General features: G+C 72.3%; 19 protein-coding genes. 12 read left to right on the top strand and 7 right to left on the bottom strand.

Features of this window, described 5'->3' with window-relative positions:
• The first annotated feature begins 214 nt into the window (after positions 1–214).
• Positions 215–883: a hypothetical protein gene (locus tag ACFW5B_RS16640; protein ID WP_386439489.1), complete on the top strand. Its 669-nt coding sequence runs from the start codon at positions 215–217 to the stop codon at positions 881–883.
• Positions 829–1,110: an alpha/beta hydrolase gene (locus ACFW5B_RS16635; protein ID WP_386439487.1), complete on the top strand. Its 282-nt coding sequence runs from the start codon at positions 829–831 to the stop codon at positions 1,108–1,110. The genes ACFW5B_RS16640 and ACFW5B_RS16635 overlap by 55 nt, the downstream gene beginning before the upstream one ends.
• A gap of 34 nt (positions 1,111–1,144) precedes the next feature.
• Here ACFW5B_RS16635 and ACFW5B_RS16630 read toward each other — a convergent pair whose 3' ends face one another.
• Positions 1,145–2,965, bottom strand: a complete 1,821-nt coding sequence (locus ACFW5B_RS16630) for a TIGR03767 family metallophosphoesterase (protein ID WP_386439485.1) — start codon at positions 2,963–2,965, stop codon at positions 1,145–1,147.
• A gap of 416 nt (positions 2,966–3,381) precedes the next feature.
• Between ACFW5B_RS16630 and ACFW5B_RS16625 the strand changes: the two genes are divergently transcribed.
• On the top strand, positions 3,382–4,149 hold the full coding sequence (locus ACFW5B_RS16625; protein WP_386439483.1) for an HIT domain-containing protein: 768 nt from the start codon (positions 3,382–3,384) through the stop codon (positions 4,147–4,149).
• Positions 4,150–4,237: 88 nt separating this feature from the next.
• Here ACFW5B_RS16625 and ACFW5B_RS16620 read toward each other — a convergent pair whose 3' ends face one another.
• On the bottom strand, positions 4,238–5,101 hold the full coding sequence (locus ACFW5B_RS16620; protein WP_386439481.1) for a hypothetical protein: 864 nt from the start codon (positions 5,099–5,101) through the stop codon (positions 4,238–4,240).
• A gap of 387 nt (positions 5,102–5,488) precedes the next feature.
• Here ACFW5B_RS16620 and ACFW5B_RS16615 point away from each other — a divergent pair, with 387 nt between their 5' ends.
• From ACFW5B_RS16615 to ACFW5B_RS16600, 4 genes are all read left to right on the top strand, one after another.
• Positions 5,489–7,045: an IPT/TIG domain-containing protein gene (locus ACFW5B_RS16615; RefSeq protein WP_386439479.1), complete on the top strand. Its 1,557-nt coding sequence runs from the start codon at positions 5,489–5,491 to the stop codon at positions 7,043–7,045.
• Positions 7,046–7,137: 92 nt separating this feature from the next.
• Entirely contained in the window at positions 7,138–7,659 is a 522-nt protein-coding gene (locus tag ACFW5B_RS16610; protein WP_386439477.1) for a sugar nucleotide-binding protein, read from the top strand.
• A gap of 176 nt (positions 7,660–7,835) precedes the next feature.
• Positions 7,836–9,743 carry a glycoside hydrolase family 5 protein gene (locus ACFW5B_RS16605; protein WP_386439640.1) on the top strand — a complete coding sequence of 636 codons (1,908 nt, stop codon included), beginning with the start codon at positions 7,836–7,838 and terminating at the stop codon, positions 9,741–9,743.
• A gap of 228 nt (positions 9,744–9,971) precedes the next feature.
• A complete protein-coding gene (locus ACFW5B_RS16600; protein WP_386439475.1) occupies positions 9,972–10,274 on the top strand; it encodes a hypothetical protein in 303 nt (100 codons plus the stop codon).
• Between the two features lie 26 nt (positions 10,275–10,300).
• Here the strand turns inward: ACFW5B_RS16600 and ACFW5B_RS16595 are convergent, their stop codons facing one another.
• Entirely contained in the window at positions 10,301–11,449 is a 1,149-nt protein-coding gene (locus tag ACFW5B_RS16595) for a Glu/Leu/Phe/Val dehydrogenase (RefSeq protein ID WP_386439473.1), read from the bottom strand.
• Positions 11,442–14,417 carry an FAD-binding and (Fe-S)-binding domain-containing protein gene (locus tag ACFW5B_RS16590; protein WP_386439471.1) on the bottom strand — a complete coding sequence of 992 codons (2,976 nt, stop codon included), beginning with the start codon at positions 14,415–14,417 and terminating at the stop codon, positions 11,442–11,444. The genes ACFW5B_RS16595 and ACFW5B_RS16590 overlap by 8 nt, the downstream gene beginning before the upstream one ends.
• Positions 14,418–14,573: 156 nt before the next feature.
• On the opposite strand from ACFW5B_RS16590, the gene ACFW5B_RS16585 reads away from it, so the two are divergent.
• Positions 14,574–15,488, top strand: coding sequence for a LysR family transcriptional regulator (locus ACFW5B_RS16585; RefSeq protein WP_386439469.1), 915 nt, complete (start codon positions 14,574–14,576; stop codon positions 15,486–15,488).
• Positions 15,489–15,567: 79 nt separating this feature from the next.
• Here ACFW5B_RS16585 and ACFW5B_RS16580 read toward each other — a convergent pair whose 3' ends face one another.
• Both ACFW5B_RS16580 and ACFW5B_RS16575 read right to left on the bottom strand, forming a co-directional pair.
• Positions 15,568–16,965, bottom strand: a complete 1,398-nt coding sequence (locus ACFW5B_RS16580; protein ID WP_386439467.1) for an amino acid permease — start codon at positions 16,963–16,965, stop codon at positions 15,568–15,570.
• A 364-nt stretch (positions 16,966–17,329) separates the two neighbouring features.
• Entirely contained in the window at positions 17,330–18,244 is a 915-nt protein-coding gene (locus ACFW5B_RS16575; protein ID WP_386439465.1) for a LysR family transcriptional regulator, read from the bottom strand.
• 180 nt (positions 18,245–18,424) lie between these two features.
• On the opposite strand from ACFW5B_RS16575, the gene ACFW5B_RS16570 reads away from it, so the two are divergent.
• The 4 genes from ACFW5B_RS16570 (at position 18,425) to ACFW5B_RS16555 (ending at position 24,792) form a co-directional block, all read left to right on the top strand.
• Entirely contained in the window at positions 18,425–19,594 is a 1,170-nt protein-coding gene (locus tag ACFW5B_RS16570; protein WP_386439463.1) for an NAD(P)/FAD-dependent oxidoreductase, read from the top strand.
• A gap of 29 nt (positions 19,595–19,623) precedes the next feature.
• Positions 19,624–21,015 carry a 2-oxoadipate dioxygenase/decarboxylase family protein gene (locus ACFW5B_RS16565; RefSeq protein ID WP_386439461.1) on the top strand — a complete coding sequence of 464 codons (1,392 nt, stop codon included), beginning with the start codon at positions 19,624–19,626 and terminating at the stop codon, positions 21,013–21,015.
• A 44-nt stretch (positions 21,016–21,059) separates the two neighbouring features.
• On the top strand, positions 21,060–22,589 hold the full coding sequence (locus ACFW5B_RS16560) for an aldehyde dehydrogenase family protein (RefSeq protein WP_386439459.1): 1,530 nt from the start codon (positions 21,060–21,062) through the stop codon (positions 22,587–22,589).
• A gap of 415 nt (positions 22,590–23,004) precedes the next feature.
• Complete coding sequence (locus ACFW5B_RS16555; protein ID WP_386439458.1) at positions 23,005–24,792, top strand: M28 family peptidase; 1,788 nt, start codon at positions 23,005–23,007, stop codon at positions 24,790–24,792.
• Positions 24,793–25,101: 309 nt separating this feature from the next.
• Here the strand turns inward: ACFW5B_RS16555 and ACFW5B_RS16550 are convergent, their stop codons facing one another.
• The gene (locus tag ACFW5B_RS16550; RefSeq protein ID WP_386439456.1) at positions 25,102–25,428 is read right to left on the bottom strand and encodes a hypothetical protein; all 327 of its coding nucleotides are present in this window, start codon (positions 25,426–25,428) and stop codon (positions 25,102–25,104) included.
• Positions 25,429–25,621: the final 193 nt, after the last annotated feature.

The raw sequence follows: 25,621 nt of genomic DNA, 5'->3' as shown, positions 1-25,621 counted from the left end.
CCCGCCCCTCTCGCGCGGCGGCAGCACGTCGGCCGGGGTCCCCCGGACGCCCCAACCCGCGCCGGACGGCGGACGCGGGGCGGCCCCAGGTCTCCACACGCGGGGTGGTGCTGGTGCCACCCCGGGAACGGGTACCAGCGTGATCGACCGCGAGCCGCGGGACGCCGAGGATTTCCGTCGTGGCAGCGCACTCCGCGCGCCGACGGGAGGATCGATGTCCGCGTTCAGAACACCCCGGTGGCCCAGGGCCACGCTGTCGGGGCTGGCCGCCGCCGCGCTGCTGACGGCGGCACTGCCCACCGCGCCACCGGCCCGCGCGGCGGACCGGCCGGGGGCCGTGCCACCGGTACCGGTCCGCTACACCCGTCAGCAGCTCAACTGGCAGCCGTGCGCGGCGAAGCCGTCCCTGGAGTGCGCACGGATGACCGTGCCGCGCGACTGGCATCATCCGGACACGGGCGCGGACCTCACCGTCGCGGTCTCCCGGCACCGCGCGGACGGCTCCGCCCGGTGGCGCGGGGTACTGATGATGGCGGCCGGCGGCCCGGGAGCCTCGGGGCTCATCCGGCCCGCGGACTTCGTCGCACGCTCACCCGCCGTGGGCGCCGCGTACGACGTGGTGAGCTTCGACCAGCGCGGCGTCGGCGGCAGCAGCCCCGTACGGTGCCAGACCGACGCCGAGTTCCAGGACTTCTACGCCCACGACTTCCGCGACCGTTCGCCCGCGGCGCTCCGCGGCGTCCTCGACCGCTCCCGGCGGCTCGTCGCCGGCTGCCTGCGGCACAGCGGCGCTCTGCTGCCCTGTCTGACCACCGAACAGGCGGAGCGGTGCCCGCCGCGCCCCGCGTACGGGTCACCGGCAAGGGCCTGCCGGCCACGCTGATGCTCAACTCGGTGCACGATCCCGCCACGTACTACGAAGGAGCGCTCAAGGCCCACCGTGCGCTGCGCGGTTCCCGGCTGGTCACCGTGACGGGCGGCGGCGACCACGGCCGGTACCGGAACGGCAATGCCTGTGTGGACGGCATCGTGGACGCCTATCTCCTGGACGGGACCGCGCCGGAGAGGGATGTGGCCTGCGCGGCCGGGCCGTTGCCGGCGCCCGGCTGACGCCGGACCGGCTGACGGGGCCCGGTCGGCCGGGTCAGGCCCGGCGGACGAGGAGTTCGGTGTTGCGGTCCGCCGCGGTGCCCGCCATCCCTGCGTGGACGCCGCCGTTCATGCCGGCGGCGAGATGGGGTGCGTTGTAGGACAGCTCGCGGTAGAGGGACGCGAGCCCGACGGCCGACAGGTCGTCGAAGTCCGTGCGGTGCGGCGCGGCGGACTCGATGAGGGTGGTGAAGAGCGACAGCGTCCCGTCGTGGTTGTCGACGAGTTCGATGACCCGGGCGTGCTGCGGATAGTCCACATGCGAGGCGGTGTTGACCTCCCAGAACGAGCGGGTCGCCGTCGCGTGGGCGTGCGGGGTGATGCGGTTGATGTGGCTGTGACCGTTGATCCACGCGACCACGTTCGGGAAGCGGCTCAGCAGGGCGATGACCTCCTCGCCGTCGTGCCGCTTCTCCTCCGCGCGGGCCGCGTCGGGCCGCCGCGTCATGCTCGGGCTGTGGTGGTGGCTGAACACCAGGATGTGCGCGTCATCGGCGCCGGCATTGCGCACCAGCCGGCCGTCCGCGTCGTGATGCCGCGAGCTGTGTGCGGCCAACGTCCGCTCCAGCCAGCGGAGTTGCTCGGTGCCCAGCGACCCTTCGTAGTGGCCGCTGCGGTAGGTGGTGTCGATGCTGATGCCGATGACACCCTCCGCGACGGCGAAGGAGTAGTACATCCGGTCGCCGTCGAGGTGGTTGTCGGTGTAGCCGTGACCGACGGGCCCCGCACCGGCGAAGGCGGGGTCGAGATGGGCCCGCAGATACTCGTGCGGTGTGGCCATGCGCCGGCGTTCGTCCGGCGTCACGGTCCGGGCGCGGGCGGCGTTGCGGGCGAGGAGGTCCTTGAGCACCGTGCTCTTGGGGTCGTCGCCGGAATCCAGCACCTTCGCGAACGCGGCGACATCGCTGTCAGGTACGGAGAACAGCTTGCGCGCGCCGGTGATGTACTCCGTCAGCACCGGGTCCTGCGGGGCCAGACAGCCGCCCGGCAGATCGTCGTGGTTGCCGGGCGTCGAGTACCAGGGCATGCGCAGACCGGGACTGACGACCGGCCGCATCGCGGCTTCCAGATACCCGGGAATCCGCGGCAGCCCCCGCCTCTTGTCCTGGTCACGCAGGCTGTCGTCCGGGTGCCAGTACAGCGCGAGGCCGGAGTTCTGCACACCTTCGAAGGACGTCGGGTCCCCGGTGTTGGGGGTGATGCGCCCGCCGCTCATGAGGGCGAGGAACCACTCCAGCTCCACCATGGAGTGGTTGTCGATGTTGTCGCCCGTGGACATGACGAACGCCGGCGGCCGGCCCGTGTGCGGTCCGCCGCCGAGCGCGTTGGCCTGCTCCACCAGCGAGACCGAACCGGCCACCGACAGCGCCTCCTGCGCCCGCCACGACCCCGGCGAGCCGGCCCGCAGGAACTCGGTGCGCAACGGGCTCTGGACGTCGGCCACATGGAGGTCGGTGAACTGGAGGAAGCACGCCAGGGCGGTCCGCCGGTCCTGACGTCCGGCCGCCGCGGAGGCGAGCTCACCCCGGACGACCAGCGGCCAGCCCGGACCGGAAGTGAGGCGCCGGTAGCCCCCGTTGCCGACCGGGCGCGCCGCGGTGTCCAGGGTGGTGACCCCGTACGGTGCCGCCCGGTGAGCGGCGGGGCGGGCCGGCGCGGCGCCGGGGCGTGCCCCCGTATGCCCGGCGCCCGGGGCCGCGCTGCTGCCGATGCGCTGGCTGGGCAGTGCCCATGCGGCGCCGGCCGCGGCGACGGCGGCACCGGAAGTCCGGAGAAAGTGACGACGGTTGGTGGGGAACTGGGTCATACCGGCCATGCGGCCCTCCGAGCCGTGTCCGGGTACCCGGCACACAGCGGTGTCACCAAGCGGAATGTCTCATTCCAGAGAGTGGGCGGCGCGCGTGACCGGTAGCTGAACGAACCCGGAACGCGGTACGCCGATTGCCTGTCGGTTACCGTGCGGGACTCGGGTGGCCGGGGGAGTGGGCCGGGAGGGGCGGACGTGGCGGGAGCTGGAGCCGGGTCGGCTGGGTGAGACATGGCGACCGGTGCGGCCGTAACGACCGGGATGGACGGGGCGACTCGGTCCGAAGTCGCCGCACGGCCGCGCGGCGTCCGGTACATCTGTCGGTGGAAAGCGGGGGAGCCTGCCGTCCGCCGACGGTACCGGCGGCGCAGCGGAACAGGTCCCCCGCAGCGCCCCGCCCTCGCCGTCACACCGCAGGAGAACCCATGACCGGCAGCGTCGCCCCGATCCGGATCACGTCCTACGGCGCCCGCTGGGGTGCCCCGCCCCGGCATGACACCGGCGCACTCGTGCTCGACGTCCGCGACCGGATGTGGGACCCGGCCGAGACCGCGGTCACCGCGTCACTGGTCGCGCTGACGGGGCTGGACCCCGAGGTCCGCGACTACGTCCTGTCCACTCCGGACGCCCGGCACACCGTCGAGCACACCGGCCGTCAGCTGCTCGCCCTGCACCGGGCCGGCGCCGGTGAGGCGGTGCACCTCTACGTCGCGTGCTGGTACGGCCGCCACCGGGCCCCGGCCGTCGCCCGTGCCGTCGCCGACTGGCTCGCCGAGCGCGGGGCCGCCGCCGATGTCGAACACCGCGACATCGCCCGCCCCCTCATCCACCGCGAACCCGCCAGACAACTGGAGGCCTGCGCCTTCTGCCGGATGGCCGCCGGCACCGAGCCCACCCCGCTGGTCCGCGACTGGCCGGACGCCTTCGCGATCGTGCCCCGCCGCCCGGTCACGCCCGGACACCTGCTGGTCATTCCGCGCCGCCATGTCCGGGACGCGACGACCGACCCGGCCGTGACCGCCGCGGTGATGCAGCGCGCGGCGGAACTGGGCGCGGAACTCACGGGGGACCTGAACATCCTCACCGCCGTCGGCCGGGCGGCGACCCAGACGGTCTTCCACGCCCATGTCCATCTGGTCCCCCGGCGCCACGGCGACGGCCTGCCGCTGCCCTGGACCCCACAGCAGCAGTGAACTCCGCCCCGGCCCGCCAGGGGCACCGCCCGGATGGTTCTCCGTGACCAGAGCCGTTGCCCGGGACGCCGACCGGCCCGCCGGCGGGTCACCGCCCCGACAGCTCTCCTTCACCCGAGCCGCTGCCCGGGACCCTGGCCGGTGCGCCGCCCGGCACGCGGGCCGGGACATCGACGGGGGCACCGCCCGCGTCCGGGCCCCGGACACCTTCCGGGCGCCGGCCCTCGTCGGCCGGGGCATGGGCCGTCCGGTGCCCCAGGTTGAGAGCGGTGTCGAGGTCGACCGACGGGTCGAGCGCGGCGTCGATACGGGCGTGGAGCAACGGGCCGCCGCCGGTGAAGCCGGTCGTGCCGAGCGCCGCGTTGAGCTTGGCCGCGGCCGCCGCAGTGGCCGTGATGCCGGTGTTCATCCGCAGCATCGCGGCACCGGTGTCGATGGAGGAGGCGATGCCGGGCCGGGTGAACGTCCCCACGGTCATGCTCGGGCCGCCGTCCACCCGGGCGCGCAGGGCGCCCTGGCCGAGGTCGACGGTGAAGCCGGTGACCTTGACGACCTTCTTGGCCTTGCGGTTGACCAGCGCGATCCCGGAGTCGGCGAACCGCAGCTCACCGCCGACCTTGCCGCCGCTGTTGGTGACCGCTCCGCCCTTGACGGTCAGGCTGATGCCGTCGGCGTCGTGGTGCGGAGTGACCGTGCCCTGGGTGTCGACGTCCGAGATCGCCACGCCGTGCGCCTTGAGGGCGTTGAGCAGGACGGGGGGAGTGGCGAAGCGGGCCGAGCCGCCCTCGACGGGGACCTCGGTGTGGCCGGCCGGACGGTCCGCGGTGGCCCGGCCGCCCGGCGCCGGCGTGGCGTCTGTGGCCTCGGCGGACCGTGCCGGGGCCGGGCCGGCGGTGAGCAGAGCGGTGGTGAGCGCCAGAGCGGCAGCTGTGGCGAGACGGCGAGCGCGCATACGAGTCCCTTTCTCCGGTGCGACCGAGTGCCGGAGTCGGATGCCGGGAGGCCGGCCGCCGACTCCCCGACGGCGGCGAAGCATCCGATCCGTGATCGTTCCGTCACCCTAGGTGCTCGGTGCGGGAATGTGCGGAGCCGGCCGGTGCGGTGGGGGCCGACGTCACGCGGCCCGGCCCGGGACTGGGCCAGGCGCCTGAAATCCGCGGCTCCGCAGCGCAGTGAGCCCTCGGGTGGCCGAATGCCGCAAATCGGGATGAATACGATCACCGCGACAGTCGGAGTGGCGCACACCCGCCGGGACGCGGGTCCAGCGGCCCGGGGCCCTGGAGATCCGTACGAGCGGCCGCCGTGGCCCACTTCCCCCGGTGACACGCAAGGAGAACCCATGACGAATGCGCCCCGGTCCAACGCGACCCCCGCCCAGGTCACCATGACCCTCTCCGCCATCGCCGCCACGGCGGCGACCCCGCGCCCGTCCGGCGAAACCCTTCAGGAGCAGGGCCGGCGCGCCATGGTCGGCATCGCCGCCCAGCTGCACAACCCCGGACTCGCCACGGGCGGCACCTGGGACCTGATGTGGCTGGGAATCAGCCCGGACAACGCGAACCTCGCCTACATCGCCCGGAACTCCACCGGCGCCAACCAGTTCGCCGTGGTCGTCCGCGGCACGATCAGCAATCCGACCGACATGATGGAGGACCTCGACGTCGGCACGGTGGTGCCGTTCACCCCCGGCGGCTCGTCGAACACCGCGGTCTCGGCCGGCGCCATGGCCGCGTTCACCCAGGTCGCCAGCGCGCGCGGGATCACCTGGGCGCCAGGCCGGCAGGTACCGGACGGCGGGCCCGCAATCCCGGACCTCGGTGACGCCGCGGGCGGGACCCTCCACCAGGCGCTCGCCGGCCTCCTCGCCTCCGCACCGTCCAAGCCCACGGTCTATGTGACGGGCCACAGCCTCGGCGGCTGCATCGCCACCATGCTGGCCACCTACCTCCAGGCCCAGACCTGGACCAACCAGCCGCAGTTCGCACTCCTCACCTTCGCCGCGCCCACCGCCGGCCTGAAGAGCTTCGCCGACTACGTCAACTCCCGGCAGTGGGCGCTGAACGAGCGCTATGTCAACGCCTACGACGTGATTCCGCGGGCCTGGTCCGACCTGGCCACGGCCAAGGGCTGGTACCCGGGCCCCGGCCCGACGGCCACCGAAGACGTGAAGATCCTGCTGACGGAGATCGATGTGCTCCGCAAGGGCAATGTCTACGTCCAGCCCTCCGCCCAGAGCACCAAGACGATGAACGGGGACTACGGGAAGTACAACAAGGATCTCGTCAACAAGACCACCAGCGACTTCCTCGGGCAGATGGCCTACCAGCACGCCAACTCCACCTACCTGTACCTGCTGGACGCGGCCGAGGTCCCCGCCGGTCCGGTGGTGACATCGGTGACCCCGACCATCGGACAGGGCGGTACGCAGGTCGTCATCGACGGCAGCGGATTCACCGAGGACAGCTTCGTCGACTTCGGCCCGATCCCGTGCACCAACGTCACCGTCGACAATTCCGGAAACCGGATCACCGCGACCGCGCCCGACGGGACCGGCCTCGTCGACATCCGCGTCACCAACACCCTCGGCACCTCGCCCGCCATCCTCCTGGGGCGCTTCGCCTACGGCGGCCCCGCGCCCGTGGCGGTCAGCGCCGTCTCCCCGCGCACCGGCAAGGCCGGCAGCCAGGTCACCATCGACGGCTCGGGCTTCGCCCAGGGCGCGACCGTACGGTTCAAGGACACCGTCGCGGCCTCGCCCACCATCAAGGGCCCGACCCAGATCGTCATCAATGTGCCGGCCCGGCTCCCCGACCCGAAGACGGTGGACGTCACCGTGACCGTCGGCGTGGCCACTTCGTCCACGGGCCCGGAGGACGAATTCACCTACGCGCTGTGAGCGCCGGGGAACCGTCCTTCGTCGGCCCTTGACCGGCCGATGCCTGGCTTCCGGTGCCCGAGCGGTGCCGGGCTGCCCTACCGTAAGGCGCCATGAAGGTACTGATCACCGGCGGCAGCGGGTTCCTGGGGACGGAACTCGTGGCCCAGGCGGCGGCCGCGGGCCGGGAGACGGCCGCGACCTGTCACTCCCGCCGCGGCGGTGTCCCCGGAGTCGCGTGGTATCAACTCGACCTTCGTCACCCCGGGGACATCGACGCGGTGCTGGCCGAGGCCGACCCCGGCACCGTCATCAACGCGACGAGCGGACAGAGCGATTGGGCGGTCACGGCCGAGGGCTCGGTCCGGGTGGCGATGGCGGCGGCGCACCGTGGCTGCCGCCTGATCCATGTCTCCAGCGACGCGGTGTTCTCCGGTTCCCGGGTGCACTACGACGAGACCAGCCTGCCCGACCCGGTCACCCCGTACGGCGCGGCAAAGGCCGCCGCCGAGACCGCGGTGCGGCTCCTGGCGCCGGCCGCCGCGGTCGTACGCACCTCATTGATCCTCGGGCACGGCCGGTCCGTACACGAGCGCAGTGAGCCACGCTGCAACGCCAACACGGCTCTCCCATAAGCAAATCGATCCCTCGCAGGTATGGCTCCCGCACCCGCCCCTGGGTAGCTTGTCCCTGGCCCGGCGGTGGTGGCTCTGCCGTGGGGCCGCTCGTCGGACGGAGCCGGCGAGTACCCGCGACGAAGCAGGCCGATGACGTGCAGCCGTTCTTACGCTTTGTGTGCCGTGTTCTGGTGATGGGTCTCGTACTGGCGGGGCTTGCCGCGCCCGGTGCGGTCGCGGTGCCCGCGGTGCCCGATGTGGCCGCGGCCGGGCAGGCGGGGACGGGAAAGGCCGCCGAGGCGTGGACCGCGCCGCTCTCCACCAGGGGCCGCTACATCGTCGACGCCGACGGCAGACGGTTCCGGCTGAAGGCCGCCAACTGGGACGGGGCGCAGGGCTCGTGGAGCGGTTCGGGCGATATCAAGGACCCGGCGAACCACCACGGCGGTCAGGACACGCACGGCATCCCGGTCGGTCTCGACCGCGTCCGGATCGGCGCGCTGCTGGACGACTTCCGTGCCCTGGGCCTCAACAGCATCCGGCTGCCGTTCTCCAACGAGATGATCCATGCCACGGCCCCGGTCCCGGATGCCGCGGTCGCCGCCAACCCACACCTACGCGGCAAGACACCGCTACAGGTCTTCGACGCCGTGGTCGCCGCGCTGACCGCGGGCGGCTTCGCGGTCGTTCTCAACAACCACACCAACACCACCCGGTGGTGCTGCGGCCTCGACGGCAACGAGCGGTGGAACAGCCGCCAGTCCACCCGGCAGTGGGCCGACGACTGGGTCCTCATGGCCCGCCGCTACCAGGACAACAGGCGCGTCGTGGGAGCCGATCTCTACAACGAGGTGCGCCGTGACGTCCTGGACGACCCCAACTGGGGCCTGGGTGACGGGCATGACTGGCAGGCCGCCGCGCAGGAGGCCGGGGACCGGATTCTCACCGAGGCCAACCCCCGTCTCCTCATCGTCATCGAGGGCATCAACTGGACCGGCCTGCCCGTCGACGGCTTCCCGCACGGCCGCCCCACCCTCACCCCGGTCCGTACGCTCTCGCACACCCTCGTCACCTCGGGGAAGCTCGTCTACTCGGCCCACTTCTACGGCTACACCGGTCCGCACCACAGCGGCGCCACAGGGGTGGGGGAGACCAGCGATCCCCGCTACCAGGACCTGAGCCGCGATCAGCTCCGTGCCGTACTGCACGACCAGGCGTTCTACGTCTCCGAGGAGAGCGGGCGGCACTTCACGGCACCGTTGTGGATCAGCGAATTCGGTACCGGCTCCGACGAACCGGGCCCGGCGGCGCGCGCCTGGTTCGGCAATTTCACCGACCAGCTCGCCGACACCGACACGGATTTCGCCTACTGGCCGCTCGTCGGCTGGAGCACCGACGGCCAGGGGCGGCCGGTCGGCGACAGCTGGGCCCTGCTGCGCTACGACAACGCCGGTCACCGCACCGGAATCCTCGACGGCGACGACTGGCGGGCCCCCGCCTGGCACCGGCTCATGAACGCCGCGCAGAAGACGGGGCCGGTGCCGCCGACCCCCGCCTGGCATCTGCTCACCACCGACCACCGCGACTTCGTCCAGTCCCTGAGCGCCCGGTCCCTGGGCGACTGGGACAACGGTGCCCGCAAAGCGGCCTGCCCCGACGGCGAACGCCTCATCAGCCTCAGCCACACCCGGGGCCGCGGGCTGTGCACCGACGCCCCCACGGCCCGCGACCAGGGCAAGCCCGGCGGCGCCCCCGTCGTGGTGCGCGACGAGCGCCATGTCCCCGCCGGCGGGGACTGGGCTCCCGGCTACAGCAAACTGCAGTGCCCCGACGGGCACTTCCTCACCGGCTACAGCCTGCGGGGCGAGAAGGTCTCCGCCGCCCTGTGCGCCCCGGCCCGCACCACCCTGGGCACGGCAGGAACCACGGTCTGGTTCGACCGCGGGGACAACCGTCCGCCCGGTGACCCCGGCGGCGACTTCGCGTACGGCCACTTCAAAGGCCAGTGCCCCACCACCGCCTACGCGGCCGGCATCGCCTACACCAACCGCCTCGGCCACCTGGGCCGCCCCGACGCCCTGCTCTGCAGGCCCCTGAGCTGACGAAACACAGTCGTGAAAGCGGAGTTGACGAAGCGAAGTTGACGACGCGCGGTCGAGGAAGCGGAGTCGAGGAAACGGAGTCGACGCGGAGGGTCGGCCGGAGTATCACGAGGTGTCAACGGACGCCGTCCACGACACCGATGAACGAGCAGGAGCCGCAGGCCGCCGTCTGAGCGCGGAGACGGGTCCGGCCCGGAGGTGACCGTTGCCCGTACTGATCGTTCTCAGGTGGTGAAACGCTTCCTCACCACCTCGTTCCTTGTTCTGTCCTGCCTGGTCACGGCCGCTCCGGCGGAGGCCGACGGCCCCGAGCGGATGCCGCGGGTGGCAGGCCAGGGCCTGGTCTCCGCCTACCAGGCCCTGAACTTCGACACCTCCGTCCGGCTCAGGGACGGGCGCGGCGCGGGCCGCCATGTGCTGTGGCCGGCGAGCTGGAAGGTCTGCTCGCAGACCCCGGAGGCCGGCACACCCCTGCAGGGCCGGCCGGCCACGCTCACGGTCGTCAAGACCCGTGAGCAGTGTCCGGCCTGACACCCGGCGACGGCGGCCCGGCCGGCTCAGCCGCGCGGGATACGGCCCTTGCTCTCCATGGCGGCGCGGACGCGCTCCTCGGCGAGGCGGCGGCCGGCCGCGTGCGGGGTGATGTCCTGGTGCCGGGCCTCGTCCAGGACCGTCACCGTGTTGGCCCGCAGCCGGGTCGAGACCGATTCGAAGATGCTCGCCGTGCCGGGCCGGAAGCCGGAGTAGCGCGCATCCATCGCGAAGGCGGCCGCGACCACGCCGCCGGCGTTGGCCACGAAGTCGGGGAGCACGGTGACACCCCGCTCGGCGAGGATGCTCCGGGCCTCCGGTGAGGTGGGCAGATTCGCGCCCTCCACGACGAGCTTCGCCTTGATCTCGTGCGCGGTGCCGCGGGTGATCACGTCCTGGAGCGCGGCCGGCACCAGGACCTCGCAGTCCACGGTGAGTTCGGCCCCCGCGGGCAGCGCGGTCCCGGCGGAGTGGCGGGTGACGAAGTGGTCGCCGTGCTCGTCCCGCGCCGCCAGCAGAGCTGCCACGTCGAGACCGCTGGGGTCGTACCGCACGCCGTGGGCGGTGGACACCGCCACGATCGTGGCGCCGAGTTCCGCGAACCGCTGGGCGGCCGCGCCGCCGACCGCGCCGAAGCCCTGCAGTGCGACCCGGGCTCCGGCCAGCGGCAGACCCTGGTGGCGCGCCGCGGCGTCGGCCGCCTCCGCCACGCCGTAGCCGGTCACCCCGAGCTTGTCGTACGCCACCCCGCCGAGATGCCCGGGGGTGCCGACGGCGGCACCGCGGTCGCCCAGCTCGTCCTGGATGATGGCGGCATCGCTCTCGGTCAGGCCCATGTCGAGGCCCATCACATACTCGCGGGGCACCTCGTTGGACAGCGCGCGGGCGAAGGCCCGCAGCACCACCTCCTTGTCCCGGGCGGCCGGATCGGCGACGATGCCGGCCTTGGCGCCGCCGTAGAAGAGGTCGACGGCCGCCCACTTCCACGTCATGACCCGGGCCAGCCGGGAGACCTCCTCGACAGTCACGCCGGGGCTCATCCGGGTGCCGCCCTTGCCGAGGCCGCGGGCGGTGTTGTCGATCACCAGGACGCCCTTCATGCCGGTGCGCCGGTGCGAGACGACAACGGTTTTCTCGGGGCCCCACTCGTCGACGAGAGAGAGTGCGTCAGTCACGGGTGTGTTCCTTGTCGGTAGGAAGCGAAGGGAAGCCGGAGCGGGCGGTGGCGTCGGCCGGGGGCAGCGCCCCGGCGATCAGCTGGGCGAGGTGGGTGGCGCCGCGTGAGGTCTGCTGGGCGATCTGGGTGCGGCAGCTGAAGCCGTCGGCGAGGATGCGGGTGTCCGCGTCGGCCGCACGCACCGCGGGCAGCAGCACCTGCTCGCCCGCGGCGACGGAGACGTCGTAGTGTCCGCGTTCGAAGCCGAAGTTGCCGGCCAGGCCGCAACAGCCGGAGTCCAGCGCGGTGTTGTCGACGCCCATCCGGGCCAGCAGCGCGCTGTCGGCGCTGAAGCCGGAGGTGGCGTGCTGGTGGCAGTGGGTCTGGCTGAGCGAGCGGGCCTCGGTCCGCGGGGGCTGCCAGTCGGGGGCGTGGTGGACGAGGAGTTCGGCGAGGGTGAGTGTGGCGCGGGAGAGGGCGCGGGCATCCGTGTCGCCGTCGAGGAGTTCGGGGAGATCGCTCTTGAGGGCCGCCGTGCAGCTCGGCTCCAGTCCGACGACGGGGAGGCCGGCGCCGACGGCGGGGGCCAGGGCCGCGGTGGTGCGCCGGGCGATGCGGCGGGCGACGCCGAGCTGACCGGTGGTGAGCCAGGTGAGTCCGCAGCACTGGGTGCCGTCCGGGACCCGCACCCGGAATCCGGCGTGTTCCAGCACGGTCACACCGGCCTTGAGGACCTCGGGGCTGAAGTGGTTGTTGAAGGAGTCGACCCACAGCACGACCGGGCCGCGCCGGCCGTCGCCCTGCGGCGCGCGGCGGCGGAACCAGGCCAGGAAGGTCTGCCCGGCGAAACGGGGCAGGTCCCGCTCCGCGGCGATCCCGCCGAGGCGTTTGACGGCCGGGGCCAGCCGGGACGAGGTGAGCGCGTTGACCAGCCCGGGGGCCCGTGCGGCCAGCCGTGACAGCAGCGGAAGCCAGCCCATGGTGTAGTGCGAGGCGGGCCGCAGCCGGCCCTTGTAGTGGTGGTGCAGGAACTCCGACTTGTAGGTGGCCATGTCCACCCCGACCGGGCAGTCCGTGCTGCACCCCTTGCAGGACAGGCACAGGTCGAGGGCGTCGCGGACCTCGGTGGAACGCCAGCCGTCGGTGATCACCTCGCCCTGGGTCATCTCGTACAGCAGCCGGGCGCGGCCGCGAGTGGAGTCCTTCTCGTCCCGGGTGACCCGGTAGCTGGGGCACATGACGTCGCCGCGGTGGTCGGCGGAGCGGCACTTGCCGACGCCGACGCACCGGCGGGTGGCCTTGGCGAAGTCCCCGTCGTCGGCGTGGAAAGGGAGGACGGTGGTGAGCGGCAGCGGGGCGCGGTGCGGGCTGACCCGGAGATTGCCGTCGACCGGCAGCGGCCGCACGATCATGCCGGGGTTGAGGCCGTTGTCGGGGTCCCAGAGGTTCTTGAACTCCTCGAACAGAGCGATGACCTCGGGGCCGTACATCAGTGGCAGCAGCTCGGAGCGGGCCTGTCCGTCGCCGTGCTCACCGGACAGCGAGCCACCGTGGGCGGCGACCAGCCGGGCGGCATCGGTGACGAAGGCGCGGAAGACGGTGGTGCCCTGCTCGGTGTCGAAGCCGAAGTTGATCCGTACGTGCAGACAGCCCTCGCCGAAGTGTCCGTAGACGGCGCCCTGGAGCCCGTGCCGGTCCAGCAGCTCGGTGAACTGGCGGAGATACGAGCCGAGTTGCTCGGGCGGGACGGCCGCGTCCTCCCAGCCGGGCCAGGCCTCGGAGCCTCCCCCGGCCCTGCGGGGCTGGGCGGTGCCCTCAGGCAGCCGGGTGGCCAGGCCCGCGCCGTCCTCGCGGATCCGCCACAGCGTGCGGGCCCGTACCGGATCGGTGATGATCTCGCTGCCGGTGCATCCCGTGGCCCGCCGCGCGGTCCCGGCCAGCGCCTCGGCCTGGCGGGGCAACTCCTCCGCGCTACCGCCGAGTTCGGCGAAAAGCCAGGCCCGTGCGGCCGGCAGGGTGTCGATGGCGGCCCGGGTCGTCGGCCGGGTGACGATGTCGGTCAGTGCGTGGTCGAGCCCCTCCAGCGCCAGCGGCTGATGCTCCAGCAGTGCGGGCACCGCGTCGGCCGCGGCACAGGCGTCCGCGAACCCGAGGACGACCAGGGCCCGCGCCGGGGGAGGGGACACCAGTCGGACGGTCGCCGAGAGGATGACGGCCAAGGTGCCCTCGCTGCCGACCAGGGCCCGTGCGAGGTTGAAGCGCCGCTCGGGCAGCAGCTGTTCCAGCGCGTAGCCCGACACCTGCCGCGGGAACCGCCCCAGCCCGGTGCGCAGGGTCGCCAGATTGCGCTGGGCGAGACGGTGCAGCGACCCGATCAGCTCACCGCGGTCGTCTCCCGCGGCAATGGCCTCGTCGATCTCCGCCGCGGTCATCTCGCCGAGCCGGACCACCGTGCCGCGGTAGGTGACCACGTCGAGTTCCAGGATGTTGTCCGCGGTGCGTCCCCAGGCGAGGGAGTGCGAGCCGCAGGCATTGTTGCCGATCATGCCGCCCAGCGTGCAGCGGCTGTGGGTGGACGGATCGGCGCCGAACAGCAGGCCGTGCGGGGCGGCCGCCCGCTGCAGATCGTCCAGCACGATGCCGGGCTCGACGGTCGCGGTCCGGGCCTGCGGGTCCAGCGCGAGCAACCGGTGGAAGTGCCGGGAGAAGTCCAGCACCACGCCCGGCCCGACGGCCTGCCCGGAGGTGCTGGTGCCCGCGCCGCGTGCGGTGACCGGCACGCCCAGGCGACGGCAGACGGCGAGCGCGTTCCGGATGTGCCGCCGCTCGGCGGGGAAGACGACGGCCAGCGGGATCTGGCGGTAGTTGGAGGCGTCGGAGGAGTACTGCGCCCGGCGGCCGGCGTCACCGGCGACCTCCCCGCAGTCCCCCGCGTCCAGGGCCTCGGCCACCGCTGCCGCGTCGAGGCCCTGCGCTGTTGTGGTCACCGTGCTTGCTCCTTCGTCCTGACCGGTCGCGTTCCGCCTGGTGGGACCACGATGTGGGTCGGGCGGGGCGGTGGACAAGGCCCAGCAGGACGAAAGAATTGACGCTTGAGGCCAAAGATTGCTTATGCTCACCTCCCGCCTCCCTGGGAGCCCGCCGTGCTGAAACCCCTGCATCTGCTCACCCTCAAGGCCGTCGTCCGCAGCGAGTCGTTCGCCCTCGCCGCCCGTGACCTCGGCTACACCGCGTCCGCCATCTCGCAGCAGATCTCCGCCCTGGAGAAGGAGACCGGACTGGTGCTGTTCGAGCGGGAGGCGCACGGCATCCGCCCCACCGCCGCCGCCCACCGGCTGGTCGACCTCAGCACCCATGTGCTGGCCGCCATGGACGATCTGGACCACCAGGTGCAGCGGCTCGCCACCGGCGCCACCGGCCGGCTGCGGCTGGGCAGCTTCCCCACGGCCGATGTCCGGCTGGTGCCCTCGGCGCTGTCCGCCCTCGTCGAGACCCATCCGCACGCCCGGATCCAGCTGGAGGAGGCCGAACCCGAAGAACTCCTCAGCGCGCTCAGCCACGGAGACCTGGACGTCGCGCTGGTCTACGAGTACGGGCTCAGCCCCCGGCAGTGGCCCGCCGGACTGACCCGGCATCACCTGCTGCGGGAGGACCTCCTCCTGCTCCGGGCCCACGGCAGCGGCCTGGGCGCACAGCTGCCCCAGCTGTCGCGGGCCCGCTGGATCACCAGCCGGGAGGACACCGCCGGGGCCCGGTCGTTCGTCCGGCTGTGCGCGGCCGCGGGCTTCGAGGCCTCCGTCGCCTTCCGCAGCAACAACTACGCCGTGGTGCGGGAGCTGGTGTCCGCAGGCCTCGGCGTGGCCGTGGTCCCGGCGCTGGGACACCTGCCCAGCGAGGGCGTCGAAGCCACCCGGCTCACCCAGCGCGCCGCCCACCGCCAGGTGATGGCGCTGCACCGCAGCGAGAACAGCAACCCGCTGCTCCCCGCCGTGCTCGACTGTCTGCGCCGCGCGGTGCCGTCCGGCGATCCGCATCTGCATCCGGCGGGGGAGAGGTGACGGACCGGACGGAGGCGCGCTCCGTCCCTCCCGGGGAGGGGGGAGGGACGGAGCGCCGCCAGGGACGGCCGGCCGCCCGTCACGGCACGGGCGCGGCCTCGGCCTCATCGGAATCGGACATCTCGTCCAGGGCATCGAGATCCACCGAACCGCCCGGCATGACCTGCCGGGTGCGCCGGTAGCCGTACGCGGCGTAGATGACCAGGCCGACGACCAGCCAGGAACCCAGCCGCGCCCAGGTCTCCCACTGGAGGAACGACATCAGCCAGACGGAGAAGGCGATCCCGAGGACGGGCACCACCGGCATGCCCGGACACCGGAACCCGCGCTTGAGGTGCGGCTTCTTGTAGCGCAGTACCAACACCGAGGCGGAGACCACCACGAACGCCAGCAGCACGCCGATATTGGTGAGTTCGGCGACGGCGTTGATCGGCAGCACCCCCGCCAGCACGGCGGAGACCACACCGATCAGCCAGGTGGCGCGGTGCGGAACCTTGCGCTTGGGGTGGATGGCGCCGAACCAGGCGGGCATCAGACCGTCCCGGCTGAGCGCGTACCACAGCCGCGAGGCGCCCATCATGAACGAGAACGTCACGGTGACGATCCCGATCACCGCACCGACGGCGATCACATTGGCCAGCCCGCTGAGCCCCACGCTCCGGAACGCGCTGGAGATACCGCTCTTCGGATTGATCTCGCTGTAGTGCTGCATCCCCGTGAGCACCACGCAGACCAGCACGTAGAGCACCATGGAGACCGCCAGCGACAGCATCATCGCCTTCGGCAGCTTGCGCCGGGCCTCCAACGACTCCTCCGCGGCGGTGCTCAGCGCGTCATAGCCGAAGACCGCGAAGAAGACCGTCGCCGCCCCGGTGAACGCCCCGCCGAGACCGAACGGCGCGAAGGGCTGCAGATTGTGGCTGTCGACCTTGGTGAAGCCGACCACGATCACCAGCAGCACGATCGCGATCTTGACGATGGTCAGCACCGTCTCCACCCGGGCCGAGGTACGGGTACCACGGGTCAGCAGCCAGGCCACACCGAGGCAGATCGCCACCGCGAGCAGATCGATCTTGTGCCCGGCCCCGGTGCCGGGAGCGCCCAGGGCCCAGGCCGGCAGATGGATGCCGACGGCGTCGAGCAGGAATCCCAGATAGCCCGACATCCCGATCGCCACGACGGCGACGATGGCGGTGTACTCCAGGAGCAGGTCCCAGCCGACGATCCAGCCCACGAGTTCCCCGAGCACCGCGGCGCAGTAGGTGTAGGACGAGCCGGCCTTCGGCACCATCCCGGCGAACTCGGCGTAGGCGAAGGCCGCGCAGAGCGACGCGGCGCCGGCCACGAGGAACGAGATCAGGACAGCGGGACCGGCAACGTCCCGGGCGACGGCCGCGGCCAGACTGAAGATGCCGGCCCCGATGATGGCGCCGATGCCGATCATCGTCAGCTGGGTCAGGCCCAGCGTGCGCACCATGCGGGCACCGGTGGGCTGTTCATGGGGAAGCGTTCGCCTGAAGACCCCCTGGGGGCCTCTTCCCAGCAACGCGGGGAGTGCAGATTTCGAGGTGTGATGAGGGGACATCGATCGCTCCCTGTCAGGCAGCGGCGGCACGACGGGCCACCGTCGTGGCGTGGGTCACCACTGGCCTGAAACCATCACTCACGAGGCGCCCCGGCAAAAGGGACCGCAGCGCGACAACTTGCGGTGCTGAGGGCAAGGAAAGCTGGTGCAGCCGCGCCGCAGGGCGAGGAGGGCGACCTCTCGTGTAAGCAGCACCTTGTCGCCCGGGAAGGCTCAACTCGCCCTGCTCGCAAGGGTGTTGTACGTGCCGGCCCGGCTAGTCGCCGGGCGCGTTCCGGTCCCCGGCCACCGCTCGCAGGACATCGACCAGAGCCGTCACCGTGGGCCGGTGCTCGACCGCGGAACGGAACATCACCACGATGTGCCGCTCGATCCGCTCCCGTAGCCGCACCACGTCCAGCCGGGACGCCCGCAGGCCGAGCATCAGATCCGTCACCGTGCTCACCCCGATCCCCGCCTCGACGAGCGCCAGCGTGGCCGCGGTGTCGGTGACCTCGTGCCGGACCCGCGGTTCGACGCCCGCGCGCCGGCAGGCGGTGCGCACCGCGCGCCCGTAGTAGCTGTCGGCCGACGGCAGAATCCAGCCCAGCTCCTGGGTCTCCGCCAGGCCGATCACCTCGCGCCCCGCCAGCGATCCGGCCGGCACCGCCAGCGAGAAGCGCTCGCGGTACAGCCGCCGCACCCGCAGCGCGGGCTCGCGCGGAATCGGCACATCCGGATAGTCCAGACCGAGCGCCAGATCCACCGCGCCGGAGGCGACGGCGTCGTACACCTCGTCCACATCCATGTCGCGGCTCTGCACCGTCAGCCCGGGATGGGCCTGCCGGGCCTCCTGGAGTGCCGGCGGCAGCAGCTCGGCGGCCGCCGTGGCGAACAGCCCCACCTGGAGGACACCGGAGATCTCGTGCCGGGTGCGCTCCAGGGCCTCGACGGCCTCCGCCTCCGCGGACAGGATCCGCTCCGCGTGCCGCGACAGCGTCCGGCCCGCATCGGTCAGCTCCACCCGCCGCCCCACTCGTCGCAGCAGCTCCGTACCCGCGGCCCGCTCCAGCGCGGCGATCTGCTGGGAGACCCCACCGGGCGTGTATCCCAGGGCCTGCGCCGCCGCGGTGATCGTGCCCCGCCGGGTCAGTTCCACCAGGGACCGCAGCTGGGCACTCGTCCAATCCATATAGAGATCCTAATAGATCAGACGCAGTAACTGTTCGTAGACGTCAACGGTTGTGTTGCTGCACGATGACGGACAGCTAGCTGATCAGCTCTTCTCGCCATGCACTGACAGCCCAGCCGGCCTGCCGGACGGAGCCCACCGGCACCGGCCGGGCCTATGGAAGGGATCGGCCTCTTGTCCATGTCATCCACCTCCCGCACCGTCCCGCCCACGGCCGACGTGGTGATCGTCGGCGGCGGTGTGATGGGCACCAGCATCGCGTTCCACCTGGCCGAGGCCGGGGTGCACAACATCGTCGTCGTCGAACGCGGTGAGCTGGGCAGCGGCAGCTCGGGCAAGCCGATCGGCGGCGTGCGGGCGCAGTTCTCCGACCCGCTCAACATCGCACTGGGCAGCCGGAGTCTGCGCGCCTGGCAGGACTTCCCGCGGCGGCCCGGCGCCGACATCCGGCTGGACAGCGTCGGCTACCTCTTCCTGCTCACCAGCGACCGGCAGGCCGCGGACTTCGAGGCCGGCGTCGGCATCCAGAACGACCTCGGCGTCCCCAGCCGCATGATCGGCCCCCGCGAGGCACAGCAGCTGTGTCCCTACGTCACCACCGACGGGCTGGTGGCCGCCGCCTACTCCCCGGCCGACGGCCACGCCCGCCCCGGCCTGGCCGTCCAGGGCTATGCGCGTGCCGCCGCGAAGGCGGGCGTGGTCTTCGCCCCGCACACCGTCGTCACCGGCCTCGACACCACCGGCGACCGGGTCACCGCCGTGCACACCGATCACGGCCGGATCACCTGCTCCACGGTCATCTGCGCCGCGGGCGCCTGGTCCGCGCGGATCGGCGAGATGGCGGGCGTCCACCTCCCGGTGCGCCCGGTGCGCCGTCAGCTCGCCTTCACGGCCCCGCTCACCCCGCGCGCCCCGCGCATCCCCTTCACCATCGACTTCGCCACCACGGCCTACTTCCACAACAGCGACGACGGACTGCTCTTCGGTCTCGCCGACCCCGACCAGGCCGAGGGCTTCGACACCAGCTGGACACCGGACTGGCTCGACCTCTTCCGCGCCGCCGCGCGCCGCCGGGCCCCCTCCCTCGCCGACATGGAGACCCAGGGCGGCTGGGCCGGGCTCTACGAGGTCACCCCGGACCACAACGCACTGATCGGACGCTCCGGCACACTGCCCAACTTCCTGTACGCCACCGGATTCTCCGGCCACGGCTTCCTCCAGGCGCCCGCCGTCGGCGAGATCATGCGCGACCTCCACCTCGACCGCACCCCGTTCGTGGACATCACCCCGCTCAGCGCAGACCGGTTCACGACCGGTGCCGAAATCCGCCCCGAAGCCCACGTGGTGTGAGTTTCCCCGACCGAAAGGCAGACCCGTCGATGTTCAGCCAGTGGCAACTGCGCGCCGCGTTCGCGCGGCGGCTCTCCGAGATGTACGGACGGGAAGTCCCCGCGTACACCACGCTCGTGGACGTCTCACGGGAGGTCAACGAGGAGGTGCTGCGCGAACAGGGTGCCGGCGCCGAGCGCCTCGGGTCCATCCGCCGGGTGACCGCGGAACGGCACGGCGCCATCCGGGTCGGCACCCCCGAGGAACTCGAACAGGTCGCCCGCATCTTCGGCGCCCTGGGCATGCACCCGGTCGGCTTCTATGACCTGCGGGAGGCCGCCGCCAGCGCGGTCCCCGTGGTGTCCACCGCCTTCCGTCCCGTCGACGGCGAGGAGCTGGCCCGGAACCCGTTCCGGGTCTTCACCTCCATGCTCACCCCGGCGGACCCCCGGTTCTTCGACCCCGGACTGCGGGCCCGGCTGGAGACCTTCCTCGCCGGACGGCAGCTGTTCCCCCCGGAGCTGCTCGCCCTCGCCGACCGCGCGGAATCCGCCGGAGAACTCTCCGACACGGACGCCGAGCGGTTCCTTCACCTCGCCGTGCAGGCCTTCGAACTGTCCCCGGAGCCCGTCGACAAGGCGTGGTACGAAACCCTGGAACAGGTCTCCGCCGTCGCCGCGGACATCGGGGGCGTCCGCAGCACCCACATCAACCACCTCACCCCCCGCGTCCTCGACATCGACGCGCTCTACCGGCGGATGACCGAACGCGGCATCGAGATGATCGACACCATCCAGGGACCGCCCCGGTGGAACGGCCCCGACGTCCTGCTGCGCCAGACCTCCTTCCGCGCCCTCGCCGAGCCGCGCGCCCTGCGCACCCCGGACGGCAGCGTGATCAGCGGCGCCCTGCGGGTGCGCTTCGGCGAGGTCGAGGCCCGCGGGATCGCCCTCACCCGCCAGGGCCGGGCCCGTTACGACGCGCTGCTCGCCCGCGTCGACGAACTGTCCGCCCGCGACCCGCAGGCCGACCGGGCCGATGTCGCCCGCGCACTCTGGGGCACCGAACTCCCCGACACCGAGCGCGGTCTCGCCGCCCGCGGCCTGGCGCACTTCACCTACCACGTCGCGACCGACCGGCCCGCCGACGGCAGCCGCCCGCCCGCCCGCCTCGACGACCTGCTGGACCAGGGCTGGGTCCGGGCCGAACCCATCGTCTACGAGGACTTCCTGCCGCGCTCCGCGGCCGGCATCTTCCAGTCCAACCTCAGCGACGAGGGCTCCAGGAACAACGACCGCACCGGCATCGCCTACGACAGCGCATGGCTCTCCGGCGCCATCGGCCGCGAGGTCCACGACCCCTACGACCTCTACGAGGAGCAGCAGAACCGCTCCCTCGGGCGAGTCGCCCGGGAACTCGCCCTGGACGGTCTGCCCGGCTGACCCGGCCGCGCCGTCACCCCACCCCTCCCCACCCGAGGAGCACCATGACCGCCACCGCCCTCCCCACCACCGAGGACCTGCGCACCCGCGCCCTCGCAAGCCTCGCCCGCGTCGGCGTCACCGTCGAGGAAGGCGGCGACTTCCACGCCCGCAGCCCCATCACCGGGGACGACCTCCTCGGCCTGCGCGCCGCCACCGCCGCCGACACCGAGGACGCCCTCGCCGCCACCCGCGCCGCGTTCCTCACCTGGCGCACCACGCCGGCACCCCGCCGCGGCGAACTCGTACGCCGCCTGGGGGAGCTGCTGCGTGATCACAAGAGCGACCTGGCCGACCTCATCACCATCGAAGCGGGCAAGATCCGCTCCGAGGCGCTCGGCGAGGTCCAGGAAATGATCGACATCTGCGACTTCGCCGTGGGCCTGTCCCGCCAGCTCTACGGCCGGACGATCGCCTCCGAGCGCCCCGGACACCGCCTCGCCGAGACCTGGCACCCGCTCGGCGTGGTCGGGGTGATCTCGGCGTTCAACTTCCCCGCCGCCGTCTGGTCGTGGAACACCGCCATCGCCCTGGCCTGCGGCGACACCGTGATCTGGAAGCCCTCCGAACTCACCCCGCTGATCTCCCTCGCCTGCGACCGGCTGCTGGACCGGGCCGCCGAAGAGGCCGGCGCCCCACGCGATGTGCACCGCCTGCTGCTGGGCGACCGCACCGTCGGCGAAAAGCTGGTGGACGATCCCCGGGTCGCCCTGGTCAGTGCCACCGGCTCGACCCGTATGGGACGCGAGGTCGGCCCCCGCGTCGCCGCCCGCTTCGGCCGCAGCCTGCTGGAACTCGGCGGCAACAACGCCGCCGTCGTCGCCCCCTCCGCCGACCTCGATCTCGCCGTCCAGGGCATCGTCTTCGCCGCGGCCGGCACCGCGGGCCAGCGCTGCACCACCCTGCGCCGGCTCATCGTCCACCAGGACATCGCCGACACCCTCATCGCCCGGCTGACCGCCGCCTACCGGAAGCTGCCCATCGGCGACCCCTTCGACGAGGGCACCCTCGTCGGGCCCCTCATCACCCCGCAGGCCCTGGAGACCATGCAGGACGCCCTCACCCGCGCACAGGCCGAGGGCGGCAAGATCCTGGCAGGCGGCAACCGGCGGCTCGCCGACGCCGCGCCCCGCGGCGCTTACGTCGAGCCGGTCATCGTCCGCGTCGACGAACAGACCGGCGTCGTCCGCCAGGAGACCTTCGCCCCCATCCTGTACGTGCAGACCTACGAGACCCTGGAACAGGCCATCGCCCTGCACAACGACGTCCCGCAGGGTCTCTCCTCCAGCATCTTCACCCGGGACCAGCAGGAGGCGGAGCTCTTCCTGTCCGCGGAGGGCTCCGACTGCGGTATCGCCAACGTCAACATCGGCACGTCCGGCGCCGAGATCGGCGGCGCCTTCGGCGGCGAGAAGGAGACCGGCGGTGGCCGCGAGTCCGGCTCCGACGCCTGGCGCGCCTACATGCGCTCCGCCACCAACACCATCAACTACTCCAGCCGCCTGGCCCTCGCCCAGAACGTCAGCTTCCTCTGACGTCACGGCGCTTGGCGCTTCGTCCGGCTTGACGCTGCGCCATCCGTCTGAGCGGAACCCGAGCCCCCGCCCTGCTTTCGAGTCAAGGCGGGGGTTCGCCGTGTCTCACCGAAGGTCGCGCCGGTGACGCCGAGGGGCGCGCCGTTCGCGTCCGGCAACGGCCACGAGCGCCGGGAAGTGCCCGGATATCGGGCGTCACCTGCCGTTTTTCGTCAAACACCGCTCCGTGCCGGGACATCCGTTGACGCCGTGGGTGCCGCGGTGTGATGGTACGGCGGCTTGGGTCATGGACATGCCCGCTCCGGCCGCGAACGAGCCCCACCTCGTCGGCGCCGGCCGGACGACACGGCGCCGCCACGGCCCGGCGCTCCACCAGAACCTCCGTCGGTAGCACTCCCTACCCCCTCAAGGAGCCATGGTGTTTCGAAGATTCGCGGTGGCCGGGATATCCCTGGCCGCCACCCTCGGAGCGGCCGCACTGGCCGTAGCCCCCACGGCCGCGGCCACCTCCCGGAACCACCCGCCCGCGTACGCGACATCGGCCGGCCGGGCCGCGGACACCCCACCCGGCGCCACCGCGGCCGCCGACGCACCGGACGTCGATGTGGCCAAGGTCCAGGCACATCTCACCGAGCTGAACGCCATCGCCACCCGCAACGGCGGCACCCGCAAGTCCAGCGGACAGGGCTACCGGGACTCCGTCGCCTACGTCAAGAACAAGCTCCAGGCGGCCGGCTACACCGTCACCGAACAGCCCTGCACCTCCGGCTGCGCCACCGGAGCCGGCCCCAACCTGATCGCCGAATGGCCACAGGGCGACGCCGGCAAGGTGTACATGTTCGGCTCCCACCTCGACAGCGTCGGCGCGGGACCGGGCATCAACGACAACGGCTCCGGCTCGGCCGCCCTGCTGGAGACGGCGCTCACCCTCGCGCAACAGCACCCCGCCATGGCGGCCCGTGCCCGCTTCGCCTGGTGGACGGACGAGGAACAGGGCCTCAACGGCTCCGACTTCTACGTCGGTTCCCTCTCCTCCACCGAACGGTCGAAGATCAAGGCCTACTACAACTTCGACATGATCGCCTCCACCAACGGCGGCTACTTCATCAACCACGTCACCTCCACCGCCGCCCAGCCGATGAAGGCGTACTGGGACTCCCTCGGCCTCCAGCCCGAGGAGAACACCGAGGGCGCCGGCCGCTCCGACGACTACTCCTTCGAGCGAGCCGGCATCCCGACCTCCGGATACGCGATGGGTGCCAGTGCGAGGAAGACCTCGGCGCAGGCCGCCAAGTGGGGCGGCACCGCCAACCGCGCCTACGACCCCTGCTACCACCAGTCCTGCGACACCACCGGCAACATCAACGCCACCGGACTGAACCGCAGCGTCGACGGCATCGCCTACACCCTCTGGCAGCTCGCCGTCAGCAACTCCACCCCGGCGAACGACTTCTCCCTGGCCACCAGCCCCACCACGGGCAGCGTCGACCCGGGCTCCTCGGCCACCGCCACCGTCTCCACGGCGACCACCAGCGGATCGCCCCAGACGGTGAAGCTGTCGGCCACCGGCGCTCCGTCCGGCGTGACCGTTTCCTTCAGCCCCGCCTCGGTGACCTCCGGCAGCAGCTCCACCATGACCATCGCCACGACGTCCAACGCGGCACCCGGCACCTACCCCCTCACGATCACCGGGACCGGGTCCGTCACCCACACCGCGACCTACACCCTGACCGTCAAGGGGACCGGCAGCTGCACCGGTCAACAGCTCCTCACCAATGGCGGGTTCGAGAGCGGCACCACACCGTGGACGGGCGACACCGGGGCGATCGGCGCCCACGCCGGCCAGTCCGCCCACAGCGGCAGCAGATTCGCCTGGCTGGGCGGCTACGGTTCCTCCGCCACCGACACCCTCAACCAGTCGGTGACCGTGCCCGCCGGATGCACCAAGGCCACCCTCACCTACTGGCTGCACATCGACACCGACGAGAACGAGCGCGTCGCCTACGACACCTTCAAGGTCAAGGTGGGCAGCACCACCCTCACGACCCTCTCCAACACCGACGCCGCGAGCGGCTACACCCAGCGCACGCTGGACCTGAGCCCGTACATCGGGCAACGCATCACGCTGACCTTCACGGCCACCGAGGACAGCAGCCTGCAGACCAGCTTCGTCGTCGACGACGCGATACTGCAGACGGGTTGACGGTCGCGGTGGACGGCAGACGGTTGACGGGTTGAACGGCCGGACGGTGATCGGCTCGCCGACGGTCTGGCCGGCCGGGATACGGCAGACCAACTGACCGGCACATCGGTCGGCGGGCCGGCCGGTTGACCGGCTGGCCAACTGACCAGTTGACCGGCTGACCGGTGCCGGAGGGGTGAGGCTTGTGTGCCTCGCCCCTCCGGTGGCTGTTGGCAGGTCCTCACTGTCCAGTGCCGTGGACCGCCGGGGACCGCCGTCCGGCACCGTGGAGCGCAGTGGGCAACGGAGATGCCGGGCGAGCGGGAGGTGTCAGACCGTCCTCCCGCCCGTCGGGAAGCACGCGGCGGCGTAGTGGCCCCGTTCCCCGGTGGGAGCCCAGCCGCCGGTGCCGTGATCCGGGTCGGCGAGGCCGAAGCCGTTCTCGCGCAGTCGGCCGCGGAGCGCGGCCGCCGGGAAGCCGGTGCCGTCGGGGGTGTCCTCGACGGGCCACAGGGTGACGAGCAGCGCCTCGGTGTCGCCGGTCTCCGGCTCGCGGTCGAGGCTGGCGATCTCGAGGTGCCAGCGGCCGTTCCGGACGAAGGCCTCCGCGCGGAAGACCGCACGGACCGTCCGGGCGTTCTCATGGGTTTCGGTCATACGAGGTGAGCTCCTGTCGTGGGGCGGGGGAGTGGTCGGCGTACGGTGACGCTTCCGGCGGGGCCGTCCGGCGGGGCCGTCCGGTGGGGCCGTTCGGCGGGGCCGTCCGGCAGGGCCGAGTGGCGGGGCCGAGTGGCGGGGCCGAGTGGCGGGGCCGTCCGGCGGCACGGGATCTGCGCCGCGTCGCGCAGTG

The organism is Streptomyces sp. NPDC058773 (assembly GCF_042746015.1).
Lineage (GTDB): Bacteria > Actinomycetota > Actinomycetes > Streptomycetales > Streptomycetaceae > Streptomyces.
This window is presented reverse-complemented; position numbering and strand designations above follow the sequence as displayed.